This window comes from Pantoea sp. UYEF8, assembly GCF_040546285.1.
Classification (GTDB): Bacteria; Pseudomonadota; Gammaproteobacteria; order Enterobacterales; family Enterobacteriaceae; genus Pantoea; species Pantoea brenneri.
The window spans coordinates 260,467-280,332 of the sequence record NZ_JBEPNM010000003.1; the positions used below are offsets into that span (position 1 = coordinate 260,467).

The 19,866-nt window shown below is 56.6% G+C and carries 17 protein-coding genes; 8 read left to right on the top strand and 9 right to left on the bottom strand.

What is annotated here, in order from left to right:
- Together ABIB18_RS07515 and pepA are read right to left on the bottom strand one after the other, a co-directional pair.
- Positions 1-459: a DNA polymerase III subunit chi gene (locus ABIB18_RS07515; RefSeq protein ID WP_031375818.1), complete on the bottom strand. Its 459-nt coding sequence runs from the start codon at positions 457-459 to the stop codon at positions 1-3.
- A gap of 64 nt (positions 460-523) precedes the next feature.
- Complete coding sequence (gene pepA, locus ABIB18_RS07520) at positions 524-2,035, bottom strand: leucyl aminopeptidase (protein ID WP_031375817.1); 1,512 nt, start codon at positions 2,033-2,035, stop codon at positions 524-526.
- 268 nt (positions 2,036-2,303) lie between these two features.
- On the opposite strand from pepA, the gene lptF reads away from it, so the two are divergent.
- Both lptF and lptG read left to right on the top strand, forming a co-directional pair.
- Complete coding sequence (gene lptF / locus ABIB18_RS07525) at positions 2,304-3,404, top strand: LPS export ABC transporter permease LptF (protein ID WP_031375816.1); 1,101 nt, start codon at positions 2,304-2,306, stop codon at positions 3,402-3,404.
- Positions 3,404-4,480 carry an LPS export ABC transporter permease LptG gene (gene lptG / locus ABIB18_RS07530; protein ID WP_046289167.1) on the top strand — a complete coding sequence of 359 codons (1,077 nt, stop codon included), beginning with the start codon at positions 3,404-3,406 and terminating at the stop codon, positions 4,478-4,480. Before lptF ends, lptG begins: the two co-directional genes overlap by 1 nt.
- A gap of 542 nt (positions 4,481-5,022) precedes the next feature.
- On the opposite strand, the gene ABIB18_RS07535 is transcribed toward lptG, so the two are convergent.
- A complete protein-coding gene (locus tag ABIB18_RS07535; RefSeq protein ID WP_069728809.1) occupies positions 5,023-5,652 on the bottom strand; it encodes an NADPH-dependent F420 reductase in 630 nt (209 codons plus the stop codon).
- Positions 5,653-5,753: 101 nt separating this feature from the next.
- Between ABIB18_RS07535 and ABIB18_RS07540 the strand changes: the two genes are divergently transcribed.
- Positions 5,754-6,710, top strand: a complete 957-nt coding sequence (locus ABIB18_RS07540; protein ID WP_046289168.1) for a LysR family transcriptional regulator — start codon at positions 5,754-5,756, stop codon at positions 6,708-6,710.
- On the opposite strand, the gene ABIB18_RS07545 is transcribed toward ABIB18_RS07540, so the two are convergent.
- The 3 genes from ABIB18_RS07545 to ABIB18_RS07555 form a co-directional block, all read right to left on the bottom strand.
- Positions 6,672-7,952, bottom strand: coding sequence for a DUF445 domain-containing protein (locus tag ABIB18_RS07545; protein ID WP_069728811.1), 1,281 nt, complete (start codon positions 7,950-7,952; stop codon positions 6,672-6,674). The genes ABIB18_RS07540 and ABIB18_RS07545 overlap by 39 nt on opposite strands.
- Before the next feature lie 25 nt (positions 7,953-7,977).
- Positions 7,978-9,480: a helicase HerA-like C-terminal domain-containing protein gene (locus ABIB18_RS07550; protein WP_031375813.1), complete on the bottom strand. Its 1,503-nt coding sequence runs from the start codon at positions 9,478-9,480 to the stop codon at positions 7,978-7,980.
- Between the two features lie 114 nt (positions 9,481-9,594).
- Positions 9,595-11,166, bottom strand: coding sequence for an ABC transporter substrate-binding protein (locus ABIB18_RS07555; RefSeq protein ID WP_354473904.1), 1,572 nt, complete (start codon positions 11,164-11,166; stop codon positions 9,595-9,597).
- A gap of 703 nt (positions 11,167-11,869) precedes the next feature.
- Here ABIB18_RS07555 and ABIB18_RS07560 point away from each other — a divergent pair.
- From ABIB18_RS07560 to ABIB18_RS07570, 3 genes are read left to right on the top strand one after another with little or no spacing between them, the layout of a single operon-like run.
- Positions 11,870-12,598 (top strand): gluconate 2-dehydrogenase subunit 3 family protein, encoded by a 729-nt coding sequence (locus ABIB18_RS07560; protein ID WP_031375812.1) that lies wholly within the window; start codon positions 11,870-11,872, stop codon positions 12,596-12,598.
- Positions 12,599-12,635: 37 nt separating this feature from the next.
- Positions 12,636-14,405 carry a GMC family oxidoreductase gene (locus tag ABIB18_RS07565; protein WP_031375811.1) on the top strand — a complete coding sequence of 590 codons (1,770 nt, stop codon included), beginning with the start codon at positions 12,636-12,638 and terminating at the stop codon, positions 14,403-14,405.
- A 4-nt stretch (positions 14,406-14,409) separates the two neighbouring features.
- A complete protein-coding gene (locus tag ABIB18_RS07570) occupies positions 14,410-15,672 on the top strand; it encodes a c-type cytochrome (protein WP_031375810.1) in 1,263 nt (420 codons plus the stop codon).
- 42 nt (positions 15,673-15,714) lie between these two features.
- Here ABIB18_RS07570 and ABIB18_RS07575 read toward each other — a convergent pair whose 3' ends face one another.
- The 3 genes from ABIB18_RS07575 to ABIB18_RS07585 form a co-directional block, all read right to left on the bottom strand.
- Positions 15,715-16,383 carry a MarC family NAAT transporter gene (locus ABIB18_RS07575; RefSeq protein ID WP_069728815.1) on the bottom strand — a complete coding sequence of 223 codons (669 nt, stop codon included), beginning with the start codon at positions 16,381-16,383 and terminating at the stop codon, positions 15,715-15,717.
- A 20-nt stretch (positions 16,384-16,403) separates the two neighbouring features.
- The gene (locus ABIB18_RS07580; RefSeq protein ID WP_031375808.1) at positions 16,404-17,039 is read right to left on the bottom strand and encodes a hypothetical protein; all 636 of its coding nucleotides are present in this window, start codon (positions 17,037-17,039) and stop codon (positions 16,404-16,406) included.
- Between the two features lie 156 nt (positions 17,040-17,195).
- Positions 17,196-17,705 (bottom strand): YjjA family protein, encoded by a 510-nt coding sequence (locus tag ABIB18_RS07585; protein WP_354473905.1) that lies wholly within the window; start codon positions 17,703-17,705, stop codon positions 17,196-17,198.
- Between the two features lie 561 nt (positions 17,706-18,266).
- Between ABIB18_RS07585 and ABIB18_RS07590 the strand changes: the two genes are divergently transcribed.
- Positions 18,267-18,662: a DUF2382 domain-containing protein gene (locus tag ABIB18_RS07590; RefSeq protein WP_354473906.1), complete on the top strand. Its 396-nt coding sequence runs from the start codon at positions 18,267-18,269 to the stop codon at positions 18,660-18,662.
- Between the two features lie 28 nt (positions 18,663-18,690).
- Positions 18,691-19,719 (top strand): YsnF/AvaK domain-containing protein, encoded by a 1,029-nt coding sequence (locus ABIB18_RS07595; protein ID WP_069728818.1) that lies wholly within the window; start codon positions 18,691-18,693, stop codon positions 19,717-19,719.
- Positions 19,720-19,866 lie beyond the last annotated feature (147 nt).

Below are 19,866 nucleotides of genomic sequence, written 5' to 3' on the forward strand. Positions count from 1 at the left end.
CTATGTCGTTTGCGGCTGTGGCGGCGTTGCCGTATTCAATTGGAAACCAACGCTGCGGTACGCTTTATAGCGGTCGCGCGCCAGCTGTTTGAGAGATTCTTCGTAAGGAACGAAGTCTATCACTTCATGGAAAGCAGTAGCAAAATCTGCGAACTGTGGCAGCAGGCTAATTAACAGGTCGCGGGGCGAACTGCCGCGACGCTGCGGCCAGGCCAGTTCAACCGGCGCGCCGTAGCGCGGGCCTTCACCGGCGAGGTTATGCGGCACGAAGGCATTCGCCGGACGTTGCCACAGCGCTTCGTCGAGACGAATCGCCTGCTGCTCATCTTCACAGGCGATCAACACCCGCTTTCCGGCCCGCCAGCGTGTTTCCGCCAGATTGCACACCAGCGCTTCGATGGCGCTCAGGCCGTCGCTCGGTGCATCGGTTTCCAGCACGTAGAAGGTTGCGTTTTTCATCAGCTTGCTCATCAGAAGATCAAGGGCGGAATCTCATCCGCCCTTGTAGTCAGCATTGCGGCGATCAGTCGTCGCCGTTCAATCCTGCCCGATTCAACAGAAACTGCGACAGCATCGGCACCGGACGGCCGGTGGCGCCTTTGGCTTTGCCTGAACGCCAGGCCGTACCCGCGATGTCGAGGTGCGCCCAGTTATATTTGCGGGCAAAGCGCGCCAGGAAGCAGGCGGCGGTAATCGCTCCGCCAGGCCGGCCGCCAATGTTAGCCATGTCGGCAAAGTTGGACTCCAGCTGCTCCTGATACTCGTCCGCCATCGGCAGACGCCAGGCGCGGTCGCCCGATTGCTCAGAGGCGCTGATCAGCTCATGCGCCAGCGGATTGTGGTTCGACAGCAGACCGCTGACGTGGTGGCCCAGCGCAATCACGCAGGCACCGGTCAGGGTCGCGACGTCAATCACCACTTCCGGATCGAAACGTTCAACGTAGGTCAGCGCATCGCACAGGACCAGACGGCCTTCGGCATCGGTATTCAGCACTTCCACCGTCTGGCCAGACATGGTGGTCAGCACGTCGCCCGGACGCATCGCCCGACCATCCGGCATGTTTTCACAGCCGGCCAGCACGCCGACCACGTTGAGCGGCAGGTTAAGCTCGGCGACCATGCGCATCACGCCATACACCGAGGCCGCGCCGCACATATCATATTTCATTTCGTCCATGCTGTCGGACGGCTTAATCGAGATGCCGCCGGAGTCGAAGGTCAGGCCTTTACCGACCAGCACAATCGGCCGCGCGTCGGCATCCGGGTTGCCTTTGTACTCAATCACCGACATCAGCGATTCGTTTTGCGAACCGGCACCTACCGCCAGATAGGCATTCATGCCCAGCTCTTTCATCTGCTGTTCGCCGATGACGCGGGTCGTGACATTTTTGCTGAAGGCATCCGCCAGCTGACGCGCCTGCGAGGCAAGATAGGCGGCGTTACAGATGTTTGGCGGCATATTGCCGAGATCTTTCGCCGCTTTCATGCCGGCAGCAACCGCCAGGCCATGCTGAATGGCGCGCTCGCCGCTGGTCAGTTCACGGCGGGTCGGCACGTTAAACACCAGCTTACGCAGCGGACGGCGCGGCTCGGCCTTGTTGCTCTTCAGCTGATCGAAGTTATACAGCGCCTCTTTTGAGGTTTCGACCGCCTGACGCACTTTCCAGTAGGTGTTACGGCCTTTGACGTGCAGTTCAGTCAGGAAGCAGACCGCTTCCATTGAGCCGGTATCGTTCAGCGTATTGATGGTTTTCTGAATCACCTGCTTGTACTGACGCTCGTCCAGCTCGCGCTCTTTGCCGCAGCCAATCAGCAGAATACGCTCAGACAGGATGTTTGGCACATGATGCAGCAGCAGTGTCTGGCCCACTTTTCCTTCCAGCTCGCCACGGCGCAGCAGGGCGCTGATATAGCCGTCGCTGATTTTATCCAGCTGTTCGGCAATCGGTGACAGACGACGCGGTTCGAAAACGCCAACGACAATGCAGGCACTGCGCTGTTTTTCCGGGCTTCCGCTTTTTACACTGAACTCCATGCACTCTCCTGAATCTTAAAGACAACGGCCGCTGCTGCCGCTAGAATGTAGCGCGCTCATGACCCATTTATTCATCACGGCAGCATGACATTCTGCCGCTGGAGGTCATAATGAATCAGGGTGACAAGATGTTGTTTTTCCACCACCCAAGCGCGTTTGTCATACAATTTTAGCTACGATGACGGCCATTGATGAAGAAAAATGGCAAATAAGCGTTGAAACTAGCGATTTTCCTGCAAAAAGACAAGTTTTCACAGGCGTACTAAGCGTGATCATCATTAGATATCTGGTTCGGGAAACGCTCAAAAGCCAGCTGGCTATCCTCTTCATCCTGCTATTGATCTTCTTTTGCCAGAAGTTAGTCAGGATTTTAGGAGCCGCGGTGGATGGCGAAGTGCCGACAAACCTCGTTCTGACACTGTTAGGACTCGGCGTGCCTGAAATGGCACAACTTATACTGCCCTTAAGTCTGTTTCTGGCGATCCTGATGACGCTGGGACGACTCTATACGGAAAGTGAAATTACCGTCATGCACGCCTGCGGCCTGAGTAAAGCGGTGCTGGTCAAGGCGGCGATGGTCCTGATGCTGTTTACGTCGCTGGTGGCGGCGGTGAACGTCATCTGGCTCGGTCCCTGGTCATCCCGTTATCAGGATGAAGTGACCCAGAACGCCAAAGCCAACCCTGGCACGGCGGCGCTGGCGGCCGGGCAGTTCCAGACCTCCAGCGATGGCAGCGCCGTGCTGTTCATTGAGGATGTCAAAGGCAACCAGTTCGGCAACGTGTTCCTGGCGCAGTTACGGCCAAAAGGCAACGCGCGGCCTTCGGTGGTGCTGGCTGACAGCGGTCATATGGAACAGCATAAAGACGGTTCGCAGGTGGTGACGCTGGATAAAGGTACCCGCTTTGAGGGCACCGCGCTGCTGCGCGACTTCCGCATCACTGACTTCACCAATTATCAGGCGCTGGTGGGCTACAAAGAAGCCACGCTGGACCCGAACGATGCGGAACAGTCGAGCTTTACCGGCCTGTTCGGCAACGACTCGCCGACTTTCCGCGCCGAACTGCACTGGCGTATGACGCTGGTGTTTTCGGTGCTGGTGATGGCGCTGATGGTGGTGCCGCTCAGCGTGGTCAATCCACGTCAGGGCCGGGTGTTGTCGATGCTGCCCGCGATGCTGCTCTATCTGATCTTCTTCCTGCTGCAAAGCTCGCTGAAGTCGAGCGGGGCGAAAGGGCGGCTCGATCCGGCGGTCTGGATGTGGGTAGTGAATATCGGCTATCTGCTGCTGGCGGTGCTGCTTAACCTGTGGGATACGGTGCCGATGCGTCGGGTCCGTGCCCGCTTCACACGCGGAGGATCGGTCTGATGTTTCGCGTACTTGACCGCTATATCGGCAAAACCATCTTCAATACCATCATGCTGACGCTGTTCATGCTGGTGTCGCTCTCCGGCATCATCAAGTTCGTCGATCAGCTGCGTAAAACCGGTCAGGGCAGCTACAGCGCGCTCTCGGCCGGTTATTACACCCTGCTCAGCGTGCCGAAAGATATTGAGATTTTCTTCCCGATGGCGGCGCTGCTGGGCGCACTGCTGGGGCTGGGGACGCTGGCACAGCGCAGTGAGCTGGTGGTGATGCAGGCCGCCGGTTTCACCCGCATGCAGGTGGCGTTGTCGGTGATGAAAACCGCGATTCCGCTGGTGCTGCTGACCATGGCGATTGGCGAATTTGTTGCGCCGTCGGGCGAGCAGTTGGCGCGTAACTATCGGGCGCAGCAGTTGTATGGCGGGGCGCTGGTGTCGACGCAAAACGGCCTGTGGGCGAAAGATGGCAACAACTTCATCTACATTGAGCGCATCAAAGGCGACAATGAGATTGATGGCGTCAGCATCTACAGCTTTAACGATCAGCGTCGGCTGCAGAGCGTGCGCTATGCCGCGACCGCGACCTGGGATGCGGCGAAAAAGCACTGGGCGCTGTCACAGGTGGATGAGTCGAACCTGACCGATCCGAAGCAAATCACCGGTTCGCAGAGCCTGGGCGGCGAGTGGAAAACCAACCTGACGCCGGACAAGCTGGGCGTGGTGGCGCTCGACCCGGATGCGCTTTCGATTCGCGGCTTGTATAACTACAGCAAGTATCTGAAGCAGAGCGGCCAGGAGTCCGGGCGTTATCTGCTGAATATGTGGAGCAAAATCTTCCAGCCGCTGTCGGTGGCGGTGATGATGCTGATGGCGCTGTCGTTTATCTTTGGTCCACTGCGCAGTGTGTCGATGGGCGTGCGGGTGGTAACCGGCATCAGCTTTGGCTTTCTGTTCTATGTGCTCGACCAGATCTTTGGCCCGCTGAGCCTGGTTTACGGTCTGCCGCCGATCATGGGGGCAATTCTGCCGAGCTTCGCCTTCTTCGCCATCAGCTTGTTTATGCTGATCAAGCGGCGCTAAGCGAGCACCGCAACTGAAAAAGGCCGCGTTTGCGGCCTTTTTTGTTTTTTAAGCTGCAGACGAATGCTGCCATCGCTTTAGATTCAGCGGTCTGGCAGTAGTGGTTTCAGCGGCTGTGATTGCCTGTACGCTACGGAGCTGATCTGTTTAACCTGCAGGCTCAGGCTCAGGGAACATACGCCTTTCGCAAAGACACAAAAACGCCATCCGTGGCGGGCTCAGCGCAGGCCATCCGTGGCCCGCGATGCTTTGCTGCAGGCGAATGCTGCCATCGCTTTAGGTTTGTCAGCGGTCTGGATGTTACGGTTTCAGCGGCTGTGATTGCCTGTACGCTACGGCGCTGGTCTGTTTAACCTGCAGGCTCAGGCTCAGGGAACATACGCCTTTCGCAAAGACACAAAAACGCCATCCGTGGCGGGCTCAGCGCAGGCCATCCGTGGCCCGCGATGCTTTGCTGCAGGCGAATGCTGCCATCGCTTTAGGTTTGTCAACGGTCTGGCAGTAGCAGCGACTTTATGCCGCGCTGACCGTCTGTTCAGGGCTTATGGTCGGGGAGTCTCTTTCAGTGTCGTGATGAGTTGCTCTCTGTTGAGTGCGACACAGTAGGCGGGTGTGGCACGCTCGAAACGCCAGCCTTCCGCTAACGCTCCTGCATCCACCGCATCAAATCCAAAGGCTTCATACAGCGCCATGGCGATGGCTTTGCCTTCGCGGTCATCGCCTGCCAGCGGTATCGCCCGACGATGAGCATCGCCTGCGGGCACGCCCTGGGTTTCAAGATCGGTCATACGGATGGCATTGAAGGCCTTGGTGATCCGGCTGTTGGGCAACAGGCGAGCCAGCCGCTCGCTGGTGCTGATGCGGCCAGTGAGCAGTTCTTCAATTTCGCCATCGCGTTCGGGATAGTAATTGACCGCATCCAGCACGGTTTTACCCTGCAGTTCCGCTGCCGGAAGCTGCTCAAGCGCGGTGAGCGGCACGGCAATCACCACCACCTGGCCAAAGCGGGCAGCCTCAGCGGCGGTGCCGGTTTCGCAGCCAATCATCGGTTTCAGACTGAACAGCGTACGCGGATCGCGGGAATTGCTCAGCATCACCTGATGTCCCGCCTGAATCGCCAGTTTCGCTATCGCCCGGCCAACAAAGCCTGCGCCAATAATGCCTATTTTCATGGGGTGTTCCTCAATGTTGATCACACCCTGACCTTAATTAAAAACAATGGGTGAATAAATCGACAAACAGACGCAATATAAACAACCAACAGGAGGGAATCATGGATCGGCTTACCAGCATGAACGTGTTTGTCAAAGTCGCCGAGTCAGGCTCCTTTGCCGCCGCGGCCGGACAGTTGCAACTCTCACCGCAGATGGTGGCAAAGCACATCGCCACGCTTGAAAAGCATCTCGGCACGCTGCTGCTGCATCGCACCACCCGGCGACAAAGCCTGACGGATGTAGGGCGCAACTATTACGAACGCTGCAAAATTGTGGTGGCGGAAGCGCAGGAAGCTGATGCGATTGCGCTGGATATGCAGCGCCGACCGTCCGGGACGCTGAAGGTCAGCGCGCCGGTCACCTTTGGTTCTTTTAACCTCGCTCCGTTTGTCACCCGCTACCTGGGCCAGTTTCCCGAGATGGAAGTCGATCTTGAATTAAGCGATCGGCTGGTTGATCCGTTTGAAGAGGGCTATGAGGTGGTGATCCGGATTGGTGAATTAGCCGACAGTTCAATCATCGCCCATCCATTGCAGCCTTATCAGCTGATTGCCTGCGCATCGCCGGCCTATCTGGCGCGGCACGGGGTGCCCGCCACACCGGCTGAACTGGTGAAACATGCCTGTCTGGTGTATGGCATCTGGTCGCCGTCGAAACCCTGCCGCTGGGTGTTTACCCGGGCGGGTAAAACCGAAGAGGTGCATCCGCAGGGACGTATGCGATCGAATGACTGGAAAGCGCTGCTGCATGCTGCGCTGGAAGGCTATGGCATTACTCTCGGACCGGCCACCATTCTGGCTGAGGAGATCAGGCTGGGGCGGCTGGTGCAGGTGCTGCCCGATTATGCCGGGCCAGCGCGACCGATGAATCTGCTGATCCCGGCTGGCCGTCGGCAGACGGTGAAAATCCGCAGCTTTGTGAACGCCATCCTCGCTGAGTTTGGCCGCTACCCGCCGACGGCCGGCTCGCCCGGTGACTTAGCGCGACAGCAGCGGAATCAGCTGCGGCAGCTGTGACAGCAGATAGAGAATCAGGCCAATGGTGCCGCCAACCAGCGTGCCGTTGATGCGAATAAACTGCAGGTCTTTACCGATATTCAATTCGATCTGCTGCGACATATCGCGTGCATCCCAGCTCTTCACGGTATCGCTGATATGGCGCGTCAGGAAGCCAGCAAATTCCGGTGCCACGCTGCGCGCTGCCTGTTCGAGGTGCTGATTCATTGAGTCGCGCAGCGCCGGATCGGCGGCCAGGGTTTCGCCCAGCCACAGCGCCGCACCGCGCACTTTCTCCTGCACCCGCGAATCGTCGCTGCTGAGGTCCGCTTTCAGCCAGTTACGCATATCGTTCCACAGCTCGCCGATGTAGCGATTGAGCGTGGCATCCTCTTTCAGCCAGCTCTTGATCACCTCGGCGCGCTCCGCCATCTCCGGGTCGGTTTGCAGTTTGACGATCAGCCGATCCACCGCCCGGTTAAAGCCGAGACGCAGCTCGTGGCCCTGATCCAGCGCCACATCATCCAGCAGCGAATCGACCGCGTTCGCCACCAGTTCAGCACTGTGCTCGCCCAGCCACTCGGTCGGCAGCATTTTGGCTTTGATCGGATGTTCACGCTTCAGCCAGCGCACCAGTTGCTGCGCAATGAACTCGCGGGTTGAGGGCTTATGCAGCAGCGCCAGCAACTGTTCGATCGCCGCGTCCAGCAGCGCCTGATGCCGATTGTTTTTGGTCAGGCTCTCCAGGATCAGCGCGCTGGTCTGCGTCAGATCGACCTTATCGATGGCGCGATGCACTGCGCGGCGCATGAAGTTCTGAATACGCGTGTCATCGGTCAGATCGAGGAAGCCGCGCATCACCTGCAGCAGATGTCGGCCGATTCGGTCAGCATTGCCGGGCGCATTCAGCCATTGCGCCAGCAGGTGCGACGGATCGTGACGGCGTATCAGGCTGAGCAGCGAATCGGTATCGAGAAACTTCTCCTGCACGAAGCGGCCGAGATTCTCACCGATACGATCTTTGTTACGCGGGATAATCGCGGTATGACGCGAGATAAAGGGCACCGGCACCCGGCGAAACAGCGCCACTACCGCGAACCAGTCGGCCAGCGCACCGACCATTGCCGCTTCCGCTATCGCTTTCACGCCGCTGACCCAAAAGCCGGGCGGCAGAAACAGGGTGATGATGAAGGTCGCGGCAGCCAGTAACAGCAGCAGCAGCGCCAGACGTTTAGTCCGTTTCAGTTCGTGTTGTTTATCCATATCCTGATCTTAGCAGAGAGCGTTATCAGCGGCGACGGCCACCCAGCAGGCTGCCGAGCACGCCACGAATGATCTGTTGAGTAATCTGTCGGGTCGCGCTTTTCGCCATGGTCTGAACCACGCCATCGTGCTTGCCGCCGCGTGGTCCGGTGCGGCCAAACAGAATCTCTTTCAGCCCACCGAGAATTCCCTCGTCGACCGCCACGCTGTTGCCTTTGGCAGGCGGCGCGTTGCTCTGTTCGCTGCTGGCCTGAAAGCCCTGTTGCAGCCGTTCAAATGCCGATTCACGATCGACGCCGCTGTCATATTTGCCGTACAGCGGTGAGTGGTTAATCAGGCCGTTGCGTTCATCTGCGGTCACCGGTCCCATGCGCGAGCCAGGCGCAATCACCATCGCCCGCTCTACCACGGACGGGCTGCCTTTAGCATCGAGAAAGGAGATCAGCGCTTCGCCAGTGCCCAGCGCCTGAATCGCTTCCACGCTGCTGAACGCCGGATTGGCGCGCAGGGTGTCGGCCGCCGTTTTGACCGCTTTCTGATCTTTCGGCGTGAAGGCGCGCAGGGCGTGCTGCACCCGGTTACCGAGCTGTCCCAGCACCCGATCCGGAATATCCTCCGGGTTCTGGGTGACAAACCAGACGCCAACGCCTTTGGAGCGAATCAGCCGCATCACCTGTTCAATTTTTTCCAGCAGCACCGGCGGCGCGTCGTTAAACAGCAGATGTGCCTCATCGAAGAAAAACACCAGCTTCGGCTGATCGAGATCGCCGGCTTCCGGCAGATGTTCATACAGCTCAGACAGCAGCCACAGCAGGCTGGTGGCGTAGAGCTTCGGCATCTGGTAGAGCTTCTCCGCCGAAAGAATATTGATGAAGCCTTTACCCTGATCGTCGACCCGCATCCAGTCGGCGATATCCAGCATCGGTTCACCGAAGAAGTGCTCCGCGCCCTGTTGCTCCAGCGCCAGCAGTCCGCGCTGAATCGCCCCAACCGAGGCGCTGTTAATGTTGCCGTATTGGGTCTGGAAGCTTTTGGCGTTATCACCGATGTACTGCGTCATGGCGCGCAGATCTTTGAAATCCAGCAGCAGTAAGCCCTGATCGTCGGCGATGCGGAAAATGATCTGCAGCACGCCGCTCTGTACTTCATTAAGGTTCAGCAGGCGCGCCAGCAGCAGCGGGCCGAGATCGGAGATGGTCGCCCGCACCGGGTGGCCTTTTTCACCGAAGATATCCCACAGCATCACCGGATTGGCCTGCGGCTGCCAGTCGGTAACGCCAATTTTCGCCAGCCGCTGCTGCAACTTTTCGCCCGACTCGCCTGCCATCGCGACGCCGGTCAAATCGCCTTTCACATCGGCCATAAATACCGGCACGCCAATTGACGAGAACGATTCTGCCAGCTTTTGCAGGGTGACGGTTTTACCGGTACCGGTCGCGCCGGTAATCAGACCGTGGCGATTGGCCATTTGCGGTAATAGATCGAGCTGAACGTCGGGCGTCCGGGCAATCAACAGGGGCGAAGTCATGATTTTCCACTCTCAGGCAACGGGTTATGCCTGAAGAATAGCAAGCGGGGCGGGGGAAAGCGGAGAAGATTTCACCGAAAAGCAGCCCGTTGCTCCGCAGAGCAACGGAGCCGGTTACTTCTGCACTTCTTCGAAATTGAGCAGGCTGACACCGATGCCCTGCTGCACGTTGCGGATGTTGCTGCGCACCGCCACCTGAGTGGCGCCCTGCAACATCACCACAAACGGCGACTGCTGCTGCACCTGGGTTTGCAACTGTTGGTAGCGGCTGCGGCGTTTGACCGCATCGCTCTCACCGGCTGCAGCGCGGGTGGCCGCGCTCAGTTCAGGAATGGTCCAGCCGACGCGCCACGCCAGCGTTTTGCCGCCGCCCGGCACGTTATAGGCAAAGGTGCTGGCGTTGGTATTAGGATCGACGTAGTCCGCGCCCCAGTAAGAGAAGATCGCCTGGAAGTCACGGCTGCGCATTTTGCTCCACAGCTCCGATTCCGCCACCGGCTGGATATCCAGATTCACCTCCGCCTTCGCGAAGCTGGCCTGCAACGCCTGCGCCACGTCGATATACGGCGGTTGATTGACCACCGTCAGGGCAATGTGGGTGCCAGGCTTGATGCCGGCCTGTTGCAGAATCGACCGGGCTTTGTTCAGATCGTAATGGAACGGCGTGCGGGTAATCGCGCCATCAAAGCCCTCCGGCAGGAAGCTCTGATGAATGCGGTATTGCCCCTTTAACAGCTGATTCGCCAGACTGTCATAATCGACCAGCCAGCGTGCTGCCTGCCATAACGCCGGATTGGCCAGCGCCGGTTGCTGCGGGCTTTGGGTATTAAAGCCGAGGTAGTAAATCAGGCTGGAGGGGAAGGCATCGACCCGGACATCCTTCACGCCTTTTACAGCAGCGATCTGATCCGGCCCGAGCTGGTAGGCGACATCCACATCCCCCTGCTGGATCAGCAGGCGGCGGGTTCCCGGTTCGGCGACGCCTTTCAGCAGCACCCGCTTCAGATGCGGCTGTTGCGTACTGTACTGATTGGCTTCCAGCACCAGCGCCTGCAGCGGCACGAACTGTTTGATGGCATAGGCGGCACTGCCGGCGGAATGCGTTTTCAGCCAGCCATTGCCGTAGTCGTTGTTGGCGGCATGCTGTTGCGCCAGTTTGCTGTCGACCAGCGACGCCACCGGCGCGGTGAGCAGCCGTAGCGCCAGATCGCTGCCGATTTGTGCCGGCCAGCGCAGCTCAAGCTGGTGGTCGTTAATCACCGTAAACTGCTGGTCGATATTGTCCGGCGTCCAGCCAAACTCGCCCAGAATAAACGAGGGCGCTTTATTCAGCTTCACCGCGCGGGTTAACGAAAACACCACATCCTGGGCGGTCAGCGGATTGCCGCTGGCGAAATAGGCCTGCGGATTAAGATCGAATACCAGGCTATGCGGGGTATTGCCCGGCTGCCAGCGACTGGCCGCCAGCGGAGATAACTGCTGCGGATCCTGATGATTCGGTTCCAGCAGTGTTTGATAAATGTTACGCAGGCTGCTGGTGCTGATGGTTTCAAAACTTTCGGCCGGGTCAAAGCTGATAATGCCATCGAGCGGCACCGCAATCACCAGCGTATCGGCGGGCGTGGCGGCGTGCACCGGGTGAACCAGCGCCACTGCGGTCAGCAGTGACAGGAGCGTTTTGCGCATAAAAGGATATCCTGAGTCGTTGATTCACCTACTCTATCTGGCGCGGTAAAAACTCAAAATGCCGGTTTGTTCTGAGCTTTGCACAATTATTGCCACTCCAGCTCGGGCATATGACCAAATAACGATAATGACCCGCCGTGATTATTCTGGCGTAATTTTGTCCATTATTTAAATCATCCGGCTTACGCGCTGCCGATCACAATTTGCGCATGCGCTGATTGTCTGGCAATGAAAGTAAATATAATGTTGCCAATGAGAATAATTCTCTTGTATGGAAGTATGATATTTTTTTATCGGTTATTTGGCGTAATGATGACCAGCCGAAAATAATAGCCGGTCGTTGCGCGGTAAAAACCCGCGATTACCCGACGATTGTGTGGTTTTAGTATAAATTTCCTCGATCTAAAACTTTTACCTGTCTGTAACCTCAACGCAACACCATGATAAATTTTCACTAAAACACATCTTAAATTCAATTTTTACATTCAGACACATTTATATCCCTAAGATTGCCAGGTTATTAACCGATATGTTCCGTTATTCACATAAAAATTATTATACCCACCTCGTAGGTTCTGCAGGCGTCTGTGCTGTGCGCGTTAATTCTCTGAAGTGACTGGTGACCTGCCAGCCGCTCGCGCTGCCAGCCTTTCTGTTGCATAGCGTATCAGTCGGGTATTTAGCAGATGAGAGTCGTGCGGATATGCTGTTACAAAAACCCACCACCAGGCGTAAATTTTTGCTGGGCTCATTACTGGCGCTGCCATTAAGTGAGCTGGTCTTTAAAGGTATTACTGCTGCGCAGGCCGCAGAGATGGCCGCCCCGGAATTAGCTGACTATAAACCGATCTTTTTCTCTGCCGATGAATGGCAGTTCATCCTCGCAGCCACCGATCGTTTGATTCCGGCGGGCGGCAAAGGTAAAGCGCCAGGCGCGCTGGAAACCAACGTGCCGATCTTTATCGATCAGCAGCTGCACAGCGAAGAGTTTGGCAGCGAAATCTACCTGCAGGGCCCGTTCAACACCCAGGCGCCCGCCACCATGGGCTATCAGATCCCGTTCCGTCCGCAACAGATGTATCAGACCAGTATCCGGCTGATTAATCAGTGGTCGCAGAGCACTCACCAGAAAGCGTTCCATGCGCTGACGCTGGAAGAGAAAGATGCGGTGCTGACTCAGGTAAATAAAAACGGCATCGACTTTGCGGCACTGGGCGAACCCAACCTGAAGGCGTCTCAGTTCTTCAGCCAGCTGCTTTCCGATACCAAGCACGGCTACCTCGCGGACCCGATGTACGGCGGCAATAAAGGCATGAAAGCCTGGATCGCCATCGGCTTCCCGGGCGCGCGTGCCAGCTTCACCGAATGGGTGAAACAGCACAACGTTCCGTATCCGCTGGGTCCGGTCAGTGTTAAAGGCGAGCGCGCGTAAGACGCATTCCGAATCAGGGTTTTGAAACAGGATTATCATGGCACAGGTTACTAAAAAAGAAGTCGACGTCGTCGTCTGCGGCCTCGGCTGGGCCGGCTCGCTGATGAGCATCGAACTGGCACTGGCAGGACTTGAAGTGCGCGCACTGGAGCGCGGCGGCGATCGTGATTACGACGAGTTCGCCTATCCAAAACCGGCGGATGAATACGCCTACGCGGTGCGCAACAAAGTGTTCGCCACCCCGGCAGAAGTGGCGGTTACCGTCCGCTACAACAGCAGCCAGACGGCGCTGCCAACCCGTAAATGGGGCGCGTTTGCACCCGGCACCGGCGTTGGCGGTTCCGGCCTGCACTGGACGGCAGTGCTGATCCGTCCGACACCGACCGATATCAAACTGAAGACCTATGTCGATGAGGCTTACAAGCCGGGCATTCTGCAGGATGATATGCGGGTGATGGACTTCCCGTTCAGCTGGGAAGAGATCGAGCCTTACTACTATAAATTCGAACTGATTTGCGGCCAGTCGGGCAACACCGGCAACCTGCGCGGCCAGATCCTCGAAGGCGGCGATCCGTTTGAAGGTCCGCGTTCGGAGCCTTATCCGCTGCCGGCGCTGGATGACACGCTGAACAACGTGATGTTTAAAGAAGCGGCGAAAAAGCTCGGTTACCATCCGTTCCCGAACCCGTCAGCCTGCGTGTCACGCGCGTGGAAAAACCCGTACGGCAACCAGATCGCGCCGTGCAACTACTGCGGCTACTGCAGTAAATATCCGTGCCTCAACTACTCCAAAGCCTCACCACAAACCGCGGTAATGGATTCGCTGAAGCGTATGCCGAACTTCTCTTACGAAGTGAACGCGGAAGTGATCAAGGTAGTGCTGAACGATGATAAGAAAACCGCCAAAGGGGTGATCTACATCGATGCACAGGGCAACGAGTGCTTCCAGCCAGCCAAAATTGTGGTGCTGAGCAGCTTCCAGCTCTACAACGTGCGCCTGATGCTGCTGTCCGGCATTGGCAAACCGTACAACCCGATCACCGAAGAAGGTGTGGTAGGGCGTAACTACGCCTTCCTGTCGAACGGCGGCGCGACCCTGTTCTTCAAGGATAAAAACTTCAACCCGTACGCCACCGCTGGCGCGACCGGCCAGATGTTTAACGATATCTCGCCAGGCAACTTTGATGGTCCCTCGCTCGGCTTCCTCGGCGGCGCGAAGATCCACAGCTCACAGGCGACCGGTACGCCGATCAGCACCGCACTGCCAAAAGGCACGCCAACCTGGGGCCTGGGTTACAAAGAGGGGCTGGAAGAGTGGTACGGTCATTCGATGAAGATCAGCATCACCACCACCTGTCAGTCTTACCGCGATATCTATCTGGATCTCGATCCGAACTACAACGATCACCGTGGCCTGCCGCTGCTGCGTATGACCTTCAACTGGAAAGAGAATGAGTTGAAGCTGCAGCAGCACCTGAAAGGCATTGTCGGCAACATCGCCAAAGAGCTGAACCCGGACAGCATGAGCATGAGCTTCCTGCCGATGGGCGCGGATTTCGACCTGACCAAATATGTCTCTACCCACAACGTGGGCGGCGCGGTGATGGGCGATAACCCGAAAACCTCGGCACTGAACAAGTACCTGCAGAGCTGGGACGTGCATAACGTGTTTGTGCCGGGCGGCAACGCCTTCCCGCAGAACTTCCAGGCGAACCCGACCGATACCATCGGCGCCATTACGCTAATGGCGGCACAGGCGATCAAAGATCAGTATCTGAAAAATCCCGGCCCACTGGTACAGGCATAAGCGCATGAATAAGCTGAAACTGACATCCTTTTTATTCGCCAACGCAGTGCTGTTGGCCAGCGGTTTTGCCCTGCCAGCGCACGCTGAAGATGAGGCGCAACTGATCAAGCAGGGTGAATATCTCTCCCGGCTGGGCGATTGCATGGCGTGTCACTCGTTACCTGGCAAACCGGACTATTCGGGCGGGCTGGCGATTGAGTCGAATCTCGGCACCATCTTCTCCACCAACATCACGCCGGATAAAACCCACGGCATTGGCAACTACAGCGAACAGCAGTTCTCTGATGCAGTGCGTAAAGGGGTATTACCGGACGGATCGCGGCTCTATCCGGCAATGCCATACCCGGATTACGCCAAAATCAGCGATGCCGATATGCACGCGCTGTATATCTACTTTATGAAAGGCGTCCAGCCGAGCGCGGAACAGCCGCCGGAAACCAAACTGAGCTTCCCGTTCAGCCAGCGCTGGGGCATGCGCTTCTGGAACTGGGCGTTCACCTCGGACAAACCGTTCCAGCCGATTGGCGGCGCCTCTGCCGAGATCAATCGTGGTGCTTACATCGTCGAAAGTCTGGGCCACTGCGGTAGCTGCCATACGCCGCGCGGTCTGGGCATGAACGAGAAAGCGCTGGATAGCGGTGACGATAAATTCCTGGCGGGCGGTAGCCTGAATAACTGGGATGTGCCGTCACTGCGCGGTCTGCCGCGCTGGAGCGAGCAGGAAGTGGTGGATTACCTGCAGACCGGCCGCAACGATAAAGCTGCGGTCGGCGGTGAGATGACTTCGGTGATTGAGCACAGCAGTTCGCACATGACCGACGCCGATCTGAAAGCGATTGCCGCCTACCTGAAATTCCTCGGCGGTAACCCGCCGTTGCAGGCCTACGACGTTAAGGCCCAGCAGGCAACAGAAGCGAAGCTGACCGCGGCGAAGAACCTGAGCGAAGGCGAGCGTCTCTATCTGGATAACTGTGGCGCCTGCCACTTTGTTACCGGCAAGGGCGCAGCAGGGATCTTCCCGGAGCTGGATCAGGCGACGATTGTGAATGCCAAAGATCCAACCGGATTGATCCACACCATCCTGGCCGGCGCGCAGCAGCCTTCGACCGCGAAAGCGCCGTCGAAACTGGCGATGCCAGGCTTTGGTCAGCGTCTGAGTGACGAAGAGGTGGCGCAGCTGGCAACCTTTATCCGTCAGGGCTGGAGCAACAATGCGCCAGCAGTGAGCAAAGATCAGGTCGCTGAAGTACGGAAAACGCTGAAGTAAAAATGAAAAGGGTGCCCCGCAACGGGCACCCTTTATTGATGTTCAGTGGAAAGTGCGTACCACTTCCAGCACGCCATTAATCACGAACTGCACGCCCATGCAGACCAGCAAAAATCCCATCAAACGCGAAATCGCTTCAATGCCGCTTTTGCCGACGATTTTCATGATCGCCCCGGAACTGCGCAGCGAAATCCATAAAATCAGGCTCACCAGCAGAAAGGTCAGCACCGGCGCGGTATTCACCACCCAGACCGGAAAATCGATGCCGCTTCTCACCGTCGAGGCGGAAGAGATGATCATCGCGATGGTGCCCGGTCCGGCGGTGCTCGGCATTGCCAGCGGCACAAAAGCGATATTGACCGGCTCTTTGGCGTGATCCAGCTCATCCTGCTTTTGCTTTGCTTCCACCGACTGACCGGCCGGCTTCACCGGGAACAGCATCCGAAAACCAATAAACGCCACGATTAACCCGCCGGCAATCCGCAGGCCCGGGATCGAGATGCCAAAGGTATCCAGCACCGCGTTGCCGGCATACCACGCCACCATCATGATGGCGAAGACGTAGATTGAGGCTTGTCTGGACTGGCGGTTGCGCTCCTCAAAGTTCATGTCACCCGCGAGGCCGAGAAACAGCGCCACGGTGGTGAGCGGATTGGCGAGCGGCAACAGCACCACCAGCCCCAGACTGACCGCTTTGATTAACTCCAGCATGTTAAATCATCCGTGAGTGATTAGTGTTTCGGGCGCTCCAGCGCTTCGATTAATTCCGGGAAGAAATCCTGCAAGATTTCCGGCGTCATCAGTTCCGGGTACTGCATCAGATGTTCGCGGATACGTTCGTTGATGTCCGGCAGCAGACGCTGAGCCGCGGCGCTGGCGGTGATTTTGTGTTTCTTCATCGCGCGCAGCAGATCAGCCGGCAGCGAATCTTCATCATCCGCATCGTCGATCATCTCCAGCGCATCCAGCTCGTCAAACATCTCCATCAGCGCTTCGGTTTGCGGCGTGCGTGACTCATATTCACGTGGATGTTCATCTTCGAGGAAGCGCAGCATGGCGCGCATCGGCGTGCCGTCTGGCGTGGACGGTGGCTCGGCGGCAAACCAGCTCAGCAGCTGGTGCATGGTGATCTGGTGGACGCGGAAGCCGCTGTCGACCAGCTCATCGGCCAGCAGCTCGGCGGTTTCATTTTCAATCAGACAGATATGAGTGCGGTTTGGCTCGTACTGATCCAGCCACTGGTAGATCTCCTCAATCACGCCATCGTCATACTCGAATTTTTTGGTGAAATAGCTGTCGTCCTGGTCGTGAACGCAGGCCTGAATCCGATCGGGGTCGAAGTAAAGTGCGATGTTGATGCCTTTCATGCGTGCTGTCCTGTAGAAATCAAAACAACACTATAGCGCTCAACGTGCGGATAAGGGAGTGTCGGGGTTCACAGCGTGAAGTGCAGAGAGGACTGGACCGGCCAATGCTCCCCACTTTGTCGATTCAAGCGGGGAGGCAGCGGCGCTACGGCTTTATCAGGAGATAAAGTTTTTGCCCTGTTTTAATACCACGTCACAGGCTTTGGTTTTCAGCTTCTCGCCCATCGGCGAGCTGCTCAGGCTCTGCAGGTTGAGCTGCTGGCCGTTGCCGGTATTCAGCAGACCCGCCACACCCTGGGTGTAGTCAGTCTTCTGTTCCTGCGCGGTGGTGGTGTTCAGACCGAGTTTGCTCAGCACCTGATCTTTAACCGACTGCACATTGTTTTTCACCACGTTGTGCTCGACGCAATACTGCATCACGCCCGCCGCGTTGGTCATGCTGTTAGCGCTGACCGCTTTGTCGCCACCGTTCAGCAACCCGGTCAGGGAAGAGAGTGACAGACCGCCATTCTGTTGGGTGGTGCCGGAGGTGTTACCGTTGTTCTGCTGGCTGAGCTGCGATGCTGCACTGCTCAGTTGATCCTGCCAGCTGGCGGCTGATGCACTGCCCGCCACCAGAAGTGCCGCTAATCCCCATCCCCACGCACTGCGTTGTGCTAGTTTCATCTCAACCTCTGTCTGTAATTGTATGGCTTATTCAGCCTTGCTAAGAGCAGCTGACGAGGAGAAAGTTCCTGAATTTATCCATTGATAAGACCTTTGAGAATATTCTGTAATTGCTGTCTAAATAGAATTCTCAAACAGGAATGGATTATTTATCTGCCAGCCTGGCTGGTTCAGATAATATGATTTCATTCTCTGTAATATTCTTTAATATTTATTTATATCATTGTTATCTTTCGCCGGATTATTCCTGGTTAACGTAAATTTTACCGCTGGGCTTAAATGTTTATTTTTACGCTGAATGCCTTTGTGAAGCTATTATTTTTGGTGAAGGTTGCATACAGGCAACATGCTGTTTTTATGGTTATTTTCATCTTTTATCTGATGTCAGAGACTGGCAGGAAATGCGGTTAAATAACCCGATCGGCACGCCATTATCAGCACTTTTACTGCAATCAATGTTTTATTCCGCCTTGCGAAATCCGTGAGAGTGTTCATGCTTAATCACTGTGTCAGGCAGTTGTGGCGATTATTTAAAAGTCTTGAGTTAACGGGAGCGAATATATGGCGGGGCAGCCAGAAAACAATAATGATGCTGAGGTAACGCTGAAGCTCGCTGAAGAGCAGATAGCGCTGACAAAGCAAACCGTTGTCGATGGACATGTCCGCGTAACCCGTTCCACAACCGAGCATGACGAGGTGATCAGTACACTGCTTAACCGGGAGAAGGTTGAGGTTGAGCATGTAGCGAAAGCACAACGCGTCGAGACGATGCCCGAAATCAGGGAAGAGAACGGTGTACTGATTATCCCGGTAGTAGAAGAAGAGATTGAAGTAGTCAGAAGACTGGTGCTTAAAGAGGAGATTCACATCCGAAAAGTGCAGGACAGCGTTCCTTTTCAGGATGTGGTTACCCGACGTGAGCAGCAGGTGAAAGTAGAGAGAGACGACGATCGGTAATAAACAGCTAACAAGAGAGGAATCTATCATGGCACAAGAAAAAATCGTAACACTGTTCGATTCTGCGATTCAGGCAGAGGCCGCGAAAAGAAATCTCGTGAAAGCAGGCTTTTCTGATCGGGACATCAGTCTTATCAGTGGAGAACGTTTGCAGCAGGAAGGCCAGTCGATTAAGCACCCGAGCATCTGGCAGCGCCTGTTTGGCCACACCGTCGATAAAGAGCAGGCGGATGTCTACACCAGAGCGATGGATAAAGGCGGCGTGGTACTGACGCTGCGTACTGAAGAAGAGAAACTGGCGCGTGCAATGACCATTCTGCACTCGCATGACTCGGTGGATGTGCCATCGCGGATGCAAAGCACCGTTGAGAACGGCGCACCTGCAGCAGGTATTAATCCGACTGCCGGTAAGCAGTTTGCCGGAGAGACCAACGATCGTTTGGTTAGCGATCAACAGGCTGAGCCACGACGCACCTCACTGACCGGTGATGAGAGCGAAGAAGACATTCTGCGTCTGGCGGAAGAACAGATTGAAGTCGGTAAGCGTCTGGTGAGTGAAGGTTCAACCCGGGTCCGCCGCTACACCGTGACGGATCAGGTCTCTGAAGATATCTCGCTGCACGAGCAGCACGCTGACATCTTCCGTCGTTCGGTGAATGAACCGGCGCTGGCAGGTGAAGTGGACTGGTCAGAGAAAACCGTCGAAGTGGCTGAAACCCACGAGCAGCCGGTGATTAACAAAACGACCCACGTGAAAGAAGAAGTGGTGGTGCGTACTGACGGCAGTGAACGTACCGAGACCATTAATGACACAGTACGTCGTCAGGAAGTGGACATCGACCATGCGCGGGCTGGACTGGATAACGAACTGTCACCAACCGGTGCAGCAGGGGTTAAACCCGCTACCGCAGCAGGTGTAGGCACGCAGTCGCCAGGCGTAGCCACCGAGCGCGACCACAAAGCCGGCCTGACTGAGAAAGTGAGTGAGAAAGCCAGCGAAGCGAAAGACAAGGTTGAGAACAAGCTGAAACAGCGTGATTACGACCATTCGCATTGAGGTGCTCATCCTGTCAACAATGAGTGCTAACGGGCATCGCTGATGCCCCATGCTGAGCATGCAAAAGGGGTCAACCGTGAGGTTGGCTCTTTTGCGTTTGTGGGGGCAGTAAAAAGGGATAACTGCGACTTATGTTCTTCAATATAA